The sequence below is a fragment of the Streptomyces sp. NPDC048361 genome, assembly GCF_040651795.1.
Taxonomy (GTDB): domain Bacteria; phylum Actinomycetota; class Actinomycetes; order Streptomycetales; family Streptomycetaceae; genus Streptomyces.
On record NZ_JBEZKW010000116.1, the window covers coordinates 1 to 7,079 of the forward strand.

Consider the following 7,079-nt stretch of genomic DNA (forward strand, 5'->3'; position numbering starts at 1 on the left):
GGCAGTGAGCAGTTCGTTGCGCAGGACCCTGACCGAACGGCCGTCGCGCGGCGCCGGGTCGGGGTGGTGGTGGGCGACGACGTCGGGGCAGTGGGCTGTCCGGAAGGCAGAAGGCAGGGAAGAACCATGCGACAGGTCACCCGCAAGTCACTGATCACCATGGCGGCCGCGAGCGGCGTCATCGCCATGGGCAGCGGCGCCGCGCACGCCGACTCGGCGGCCCGGGGCAGCGCCTCGGATTCGCCGGGCGTACTGTCCGGCAACGCCGTCCAGGTCCCGGTGCACGTGCCGGTCAACGCCTGCGGCAACACCGTCAACGTGATCGGCGCGCTCAACCCGACGTTCGCCAACAGCTGTGCCAACAGGGGCGGAGGGCAGGGGAGCACCGGTCACCGCGGTGCGGGAGCGAGCGCGGGCGGTCACACGGTGAACTCGCCCGGGGTCGGCTCGGGCAACACCGTCCAGGTGCCCATCGACGTACCCGTGAACGCGTGCGGCAACAGCGTGAACGTGGTGGGCATCGGCAACCCGGCGTACGGCAACGACTGCGCCAACGACGAGGGCACGGGCCCCGGCCGCCCCCAGCACCCGGGGCACCCGCAGCACCCGGGGCAGCCCCAGCATCCCGGTCACCCGGGTGGGCCGCACCACCCCGGGCACCCGGGTCACCCGGGTCATCCGGGCCAGCACCAGCCGCCCTGCACGCCGGGTCAGCCAGGGCACCCCGGACACCCGGGTCAGCCTGGGCACCCCGGTCAGCCTGGGCACCCGGGTCAGCCTGGGCACCCCGGGCAACCCGGTCAGCCTGGGCAGCAGCACCCGGGGCAGCCCGGGGTGCCGCAACACCCGGTCGGGCCGATTGCGCACCACCCCGCTGCACCCGCGCACCCGGCCGCACCCGGCACGGTAGTCACCCCGGGCACCCGGACCGTGACCGCCGCCCCGGGGCCTGCGCAGGCCCCGGCCATGCTGGCGCACACCGGCTCCGGGGGTCTGGGCCTCGCCCTCCCCGCCGCAGCCGGCCTGGTGCTCGGCGGAGCGGTGCTCTACCGCCGCGGGCGGGCCGGACAGTAGGGCCGTGGCCGTGCCGCACGGCGGACGTGACGGAGCGGGTCCCGCGCGTGCGGGGCCCGCTCCGTCGTGTCACCACGTGCTCACCACGTGCTCACCACGTGGCTCGCACCTGGCGGATGATCCGCCTGCGCAGCCGTACGCGACGGCTGCCGTCCCGGTGCAGACTCAGTCGGTCCAACTCCCAGTGTCCGTACTCGGCATGGTCGGTCAGCAGACGGGTCGCCTCCTTGCGGGACACCCCGCGCGGAACGTACACGTCGACAAATTCGTATTCCGGCATCGCATCTATTGTGCGGGCAGAGCCCCGGTACGGATAGCGTCTGCACTATGTCTGATGCTGAGCAGCCCACCGCTGCCGAGGTACGTGCCGCCGCCGAGGCGGTCAAAGCCGCGCTGGACCGTCACCTCGATGCGGTGGAACGCCGCTCCGGGGACGACGATCCGGCGGTGTACGAGGCCTTCAACGCGCTCGCGGCTGCGGCCGAGGCCTACGACGAACGGCTCTACGACCGCTACGACGAGGTGACCCCCTTCGAGATCCCCGGGGCCGACGACTCGCTGCCGCCCTACGCGGGCCCCGAGGAACCGCACGCCCTCAGCGTCCTCATCCGGCGCGACTACGCCGTGGCCGAGCCCCAGCGGCTGCTCGCCCAGGCGCAGCGGATCACCGATCTCGACCCGGCCGCGGACGAGACGGACGAGGGCGAGCACACCCTGCCGGTCGTCGGCAGCAGCGTCCATGCCGCGCTCGGCGTGCTGTTCGGCGAGTACGAGCCGGACGAAATCGCCTCGCGGCACAAGGAGTTCGGCCTGGAGGAGGGCGACTCCACGCTGTGGGTCTCGGCCTCCGACGAGCTTCCCGAGCCGGGGGAGTGGCTCAGTACGCCGTTCGACCACGCCGACCCGCAGCGCGTGGTGTGCCGCTTCGACGTGAGCGCCGTCTTCGACGAGGAGGAGCTGGAGGACGACCTCGACGAGGAGGACGGCCTGCGGACCACCTCCTGACCCGGCCGTCCTGACCCGGTCGTCCTGACCGGCGGTCCTGACCCGGCCGTCCTGACCCGGTCGTCCTGACCCGGCCGTCCTGACCTGGTCGTCCTGACCCGGCCGTCCTGACCCGGTCGGCATGCCGGAGGCCGCCACCCCGTGCGTGGGGGTGGCGGCCTCCGCCGTGTGCGCCTGCTGCCTGCTTCCTACTGCTCCGCGGGCTTCAGCAGGCCGTGCAGCAGCGGGGCGAGGCGGGTGGTGCGCGGCGCCGGGAGGACCTCCGCCACCGCCCGGGGCAGCGCCTGGTCGACGCCGTGCACCACGGACAGGTGCTGCTCGGCCCGGCCGAACGCCGTGTAGACCCAGGCCCGGTTGAGTCCCTGCGCCGCGTCCCCCGGCAGCACCACGACCACTGCCGGCCAGCGCATCCCGGCCGCTTGGTGCGCGGTGAGCGCCCAGCCGTGCCGCAGCGCGGACTCGACCCGCTCCTTCGGTACGAGCACCGGCGTGCCGGCGCAGTCGAGTCGCAGGCCCTCCGCGTCCGCCCCGACGACCGTCCCCGTCACCGTGCGCCCCGGGGCCTGCGCGTACGCCACCCGGTCGGCCGGGTCGAAACCGCCGAAGCGGCCGGGGCCTGGGTTTAGGCGCTGCTTCAGCGCCGCGTTCAGCGCGCGGGTGCCCGCCGAGCCGCCGTGGCCGACGGTGATGACCTGGGTCTGCTCCGCGGGGATGCCGATCGCGCGCGGGATCGAGTCGGCGAGGAGCTGGACTGCACGGTGCACGGCCTCGCCCGCGTCCCGAACGGGGACGATCACTACTTCCTTGCCGGGGGCCTCGACCTGGTTCAGCTCGCCGATGCCGATGCCGGAGACCAGCTCGCCGACCGGCCCGGGGTCGGGCATCCGCGACGCGACGACGGGGCAGATCCGCGCGGTCAGCACATCGTGGAAGACCAGGCCGGCGCCCGCAGGGCGCAGCACCCCCGGGTCACCGCTCAGGACGAGCCGGCAGCCGTCGGGCAGCGACTCCACGAGCATGGCCGCGGTCTCCACGTCGAGCTGCGTGGCGTCCTGCACCACCAGGACGTCGAGGGTGAGCGCGCCCTCCGCGTCCCGCCCCGGACCGTCGCCGGAGAGCAGCCCCGCGACGGTGAACGCGGCCAGGGGGCCGGTCAGTTCGGCCAGGCGGCGCTGCCCGTCGGCGCTGTGCGCCGCGCCCGCCGCCCGCAGCCCGGCGGCCGCGGCCGCCGTCACCACGGCGGCCGACTCGGCGCGCGCGGCCTCGCCGCCGGTGTGCGCCACCAGGCCGCTGCCCGCGACCGCGCGAACCAGCTCCCCGGTCTCCGGCCACACCGAACCGTCGTCCCGCACCGGCGCGTTGAGCAGCCGGGCGAGACCGTCGGCCAGGCTCTCCTCGGCCAGCGCGTACCGGTCGAGCCCGAGCAGCACCTCGACCGGCTCCGCTTCGGCCGGCTCTGCCCCGCCCGCCTCCTGCGCCCCGTCCTCAACATCGGCGGCTGTGGCGTCGTCGAAGCCCGGCTCGTCGGCGACACCGTCCTGGAAGACCAGCACCACGCCCTCGGCGACGGCCTGGTTCACCGCCTCGTCCGGATCGGGGACGGACCGGGCGGCGAGGGCCTTGCGTACGTCGTCGGCGGGGAGCGCGGTGTGGCCCTGCGCGGCCGCCTGCTCCAGGATCCAGCCCACAAGCGCGCCGGCCCTGCGCTCGTCGTCGGGCCGGCACTCCGCGCCGAGGAGCGCGCGGGCGAAGCCGTCGGCCTGCTCGGGACGGACCCCGGGCACCGCGAGGAGCTGCCAGGGGTCGGCGTCGAGCCGCTCGGCCGCCTGCTCGCCCAGCGCGCCGGTGACCTGCGCGGCCAGGGACTCGGGGGCGCCGCCCCGGGTCAGCACGGCACGTACGGCGGCGAGGGCCTCGTCCGACGTGACGGGCGCCTGGGGCGCGGGTTCGGGGGCGCGGGGCCGGGCAGGAGCCGCGTCCTGGGCCGGGCCGGGGGCGGCCCTGCGGGGGGCGGGCGGCGGCCCCGCGAAGAACGCGGCCCCCGACTTCTCGCCCTTCTCCACGGCCCGCACCGCCGCGAGCAGGTCGGCCGCCTGCCCGCTCAGCTTCGTGCCGGCCGGGATCGGCGCGTCCTTCTCGGCCTTGCGCTGCTCGATCTTGGCCCGCAACTCCCGCTGCGCCGCGAGTTCGGCGGCGGCCTCGGACACTTCGGGGGCCGCGGCGCCGGTGGTGTCGGAGGCCGCGGTGGTGTCGTCCGCCGCGTCAGTGGCGTCAGCGGTCTCGATCGCGTCGTCGGCGTCGTCGGTGGTGTCGGAGGCCTCGTTCGCAGCGTCGTCGGCGTCGTCGGCGGCCTCGTCCGCAGCGTCGTCCGCGTCGTCGGTGGTCGCGGTGGTTTCGGCCGCTGCGTCGGTGGTGTCGTCCCCCGCACCGGTGTCGTCAGGGGTCTCGGTCGCGTCGTCCGTGGCGTCGGCGTTCAGGTCGCCCGCCGCGTCACCTCCGGCGCCCCCGTCGTGACCGTCGGACGGGCCGTCGGACTGGGGCCCCACGGCGCTCACGCCACCGCCACCGCTCCCGCCCTCGCCGGCGGGCTCGGCGGGTTCGTCGGCCGTGGATCCAGGGGCCGGGCCCTGGGGAAGCGCAGTCACAGCGTGCTCCAGTCCTGATCGGGATAGCGGTGCACGGGCGCCGACACATCGTCGAGCGCCTGGCAGATCTCGTCAGGAAGACTAAGGGCCTCCACTGACAATGCTGCCGCGAGCTGGTGCGCGTTGCGCGCGCCGACGATCGGCGCCACCACTCCCGGACGGTCCCTCACCCATGCGAGCGCCACCTGAAGGGGTGTCGCGTTGAGCCCGTCCGCGGCTATCGAGAGGGCGTCGACGATCCGGCTTGCCGCGTCGTCGAGGTAGGGCGCGACGAATGCCGAAAGCCCCTCCGACGCACCGCGCGAGTCGGCGGGCGTGCCGTGCCGGTACTTGCCCGTCAGGACGCCGCGGCCCAGCGGCGACGAGGGCAGCAGGCCCACCCCCAGATCGAGGGCGGCCGGGAGCACCTCGCGCTCCACCCCGCGCTGGAGCAGCGAGTACTCCATCTGCGTGCTGGCGACGCGGGTGCGTACGCCGGGTGCGGCCAGCTGCCAGGTCGCGGCCTTGGCCAGCTGCCAGCCGCTGAAGTTGGAGAGGCCGGCGTACCGAGCACGACCGCTGCTGACCGCGATGTCGAGCGCCTGGAGGGTCTCTTCCAGCGGGGTCTCGCAGTCGAAGGCGTGCACCTGCCACAGGTCCACATGGTCGGTGCCGAGCCGCTGGAGCGAGGCGTCGAGCGCGCTCAGGAGATGGCCGCGCGACCCGTCGAAGCGGCGGTCGGGGTCGGGCACGCTGCCCGCCTTGGTCGCCAGGACCAGGTCCCGGCGCGGCACGAGGCGCTCCATCATCTGGCCGAGCAGATACTCCGCGTCCCCGCCGCCGTATACGTCGGCCGTGTCGATCAGCGTGCCGCCCGCCTCCCAGAACGCCTTCAGGAGATCGGCGGCGTCCAGCTCGCCGACGTCCCGGCCCCAGGTGAGGGTGCCGAGCCCGATCCGGGATACGCGCAGGCCCGTGCGGCCGAGATGCCTCTGCTCCATGGGCGCTGAGATTACTGGGCAGAGGCCCACGGGGAGAGAGCCTGTGGACAACTCGGCCCTGCCGCATCGCGCCCGTGCGCGCTAGAGTCCCGGACACAGGAACGTTACTCATGAGTAAGACAGGTGCGTGGTCGCCCGCGTACGGGTCACGACGAGTTAGGGGATCGGCCATGCGGCTCGGCATCAACCTCGGCTACTGGGGCGCGGGAATGGACGGCGACAACCTCGCCGTCGCCAAGGAGGCGGACAAGCTCGGCTATGACGTCTGCTGGGCGGCCGAGGCCTACGGTTCGGACGCGCCGACGGTGCTGGCCTGGGTCGCCGCGCAGACCGAGCGCATCGATGTCGGCTCGGCGATCCTCCAGATCCCGGCCCGCCAGCCCGCCATGACCGCGATGACGGCCGCCACCCTGGACTCGCTCTCCGGCGGCCGCTTCCGCCTCGGCCTCGGCGTCTCGGGACCGCAGGTCTCCGAGGGCTGGTACGGCGTCAAGTTCGACAAGCCGCTGGCCCGCACCCGGGAGTACGTCGAGATCGTCCGCAAGGCGATGACGCGCGAGCGGCTCTCCTACGAGGGCGAGCACTGGACGCTGCCGCTGCCCGGCGGCCCCGGCAAGCCCATCAAGCTGACCGTGCACCCCGAGCGCGAGCACATCCCGCTCTACATCGCCGCGATCGGCCCGAAGAACCTGGAGCAGACCGGCGAGATCGCCGACGGCGCGCTGCTGATCTTCCCGGCCGCCGAGCACATCGAGGCCACCGCGCTCTCCCACATCCGCGCGGGCCGCGAGAAGGCCGGCCTGACCATGGACGGCTTCGACGTCTGTCCGACGCTGCCGATCTCGCTCGGCTCCGACGCGGACGTCCCCGCCCTCGCCGACATGTTCCGCCCGTACACCGCGCTGTATGTCGGTGGCATGGGCAGCCGCAAGCAGAACTTCTACAACCAGCTCGCACAGCGCATGGGGTACGAGAAGGAGGCCGCCGAGATCCAGGACAAGTACCTCTCCGGCGACAAGGCGGGCGCGGGCGCCGCGGTGCCGCAGCAGCTCATCGACTCGACCACGCTGCTCGGCTCGGTGGAACGGATCGCCGACCGGATGCAGGCGTACGCCGCCGCCGGCGTCACCACCCTGACCCTCGCCCCGGCGGGCTTCACCCTGGACGAGCGGCTTGCCTCGCTGCGCGCCGGCACCGAGGCGCTGGAGCGCGCGGGCCTCGCGTAAGCGCAGGCCTGGCGCAAGGGCGCTCAAGGGGGTCCGAAAAGGCGCTGAAGGGCGCTCACGAGGATGTCTCTGCGGCCGTGGTGGGCCTCGGTGCGCGGACGGCCGACCACGATGGACTGGAGCAGCGGCCGCTTGCGCATCGTGACGCA

Annotated in this window: 6 protein-coding genes and 1 pseudogene; 3 read left to right on the plus strand and 4 right to left on the minus strand. The window is 74.1% G+C overall.

Features of this window, described 5'->3' with window-relative positions; genetic code table 11:
• Nucleotides 1-93, minus strand: a pseudogene (locus AB0D31_RS34170) (glycosyltransferase family 2 protein); the annotation flags it as partial.
• A gap of 33 nt (nucleotides 94-126) precedes the next feature.
• Here AB0D31_RS34170 and AB0D31_RS34175 point away from each other — a divergent pair.
• Nucleotides 127-1,074: a chaplin gene (locus tag AB0D31_RS34175; protein WP_362730673.1), complete on the plus strand. Its 948-nt coding sequence runs from the start codon at nucleotides 127-129 to the stop codon at nucleotides 1,072-1,074.
• A gap of 91 nt (nucleotides 1,075-1,165) precedes the next feature.
• Here the strand turns inward: AB0D31_RS34175 and AB0D31_RS34180 are convergent, their stop codons facing one another.
• Complete coding sequence (locus AB0D31_RS34180; RefSeq protein ID WP_005319466.1) at nucleotides 1,166-1,354, minus strand: DUF5703 family protein; 189 nt, start codon at nucleotides 1,352-1,354, stop codon at nucleotides 1,166-1,168.
• 47 nt (nucleotides 1,355-1,401) lie between these two features.
• On the opposite strand from AB0D31_RS34180, the gene AB0D31_RS34185 reads away from it, so the two are divergent.
• The gene (locus AB0D31_RS34185; protein ID WP_362730676.1) at nucleotides 1,402-2,079 is read left to right on the plus strand and encodes a hypothetical protein; all 678 of its coding nucleotides are present in this window, start codon (nucleotides 1,402-1,404) and stop codon (nucleotides 2,077-2,079) included.
• A 188-nt stretch (nucleotides 2,080-2,267) separates the two neighbouring features.
• Here AB0D31_RS34185 and AB0D31_RS34190 read toward each other — a convergent pair whose 3' ends face one another.
• Together AB0D31_RS34190 and AB0D31_RS34195 are read right to left on the minus strand one after the other, a co-directional pair.
• Complete coding sequence (locus AB0D31_RS34190) at nucleotides 2,268-4,724, minus strand: ATP-dependent RecD-like DNA helicase (RefSeq protein WP_362730679.1); 2,457 nt, start codon at nucleotides 4,722-4,724, stop codon at nucleotides 2,268-2,270.
• On the minus strand, nucleotides 4,721-5,704 hold the full coding sequence (locus tag AB0D31_RS34195) for an aldo/keto reductase (RefSeq protein WP_362730682.1): 984 nt from the start codon (nucleotides 5,702-5,704) through the stop codon (nucleotides 4,721-4,723). Before AB0D31_RS34195 ends, AB0D31_RS34190 begins: the two co-directional genes overlap by 4 nt.
• 170 nt (nucleotides 5,705-5,874) lie before the next feature.
• Between AB0D31_RS34195 and AB0D31_RS34200 the strand changes: the two genes are divergently transcribed.
• Nucleotides 5,875-6,930 (plus strand): LLM class F420-dependent oxidoreductase, encoded by a 1,056-nt coding sequence (locus AB0D31_RS34200; RefSeq protein ID WP_362730685.1) that lies wholly within the window; start codon nucleotides 5,875-5,877, stop codon nucleotides 6,928-6,930.
• The last annotated feature ends 149 nt before the right edge of the window (nucleotides 6,931-7,079 follow it).

Bases quoted from the DNA above. Each gene is read 5' to 3' on its own strand.
- AB0D31_RS34185 (WP_362730676.1), top strand. From the start codon at position 1,402: ATGTCTGATGCTGAGCAGCCCACCGCTGCCGAGGTACGTGCCGCCGCC.
- AB0D31_RS34195 (WP_362730682.1), bottom strand. From the start codon at position 5,704: ATGGAGCAGAGGCATCTCGGCCGCACGGGCCTGCGCGTATCCCGGATC.
- AB0D31_RS34200 (WP_362730685.1), top strand. From the start codon at position 5,875: ATGCGGCTCGGCATCAACCTCGGCTACTGGGGCGCGGGAATGGACGGC.
- AB0D31_RS34175 (WP_362730673.1), top strand. From the start codon at position 127: ATGCGACAGGTCACCCGCAAGTCACTGATCACCATGGCGGCCGCGAGC.
- AB0D31_RS34180 (WP_005319466.1), bottom strand. From the start codon at position 1,354: ATGCCGGAATACGAATTTGTCGACGTGTACGTTCCGCGCGGGGTGTCC.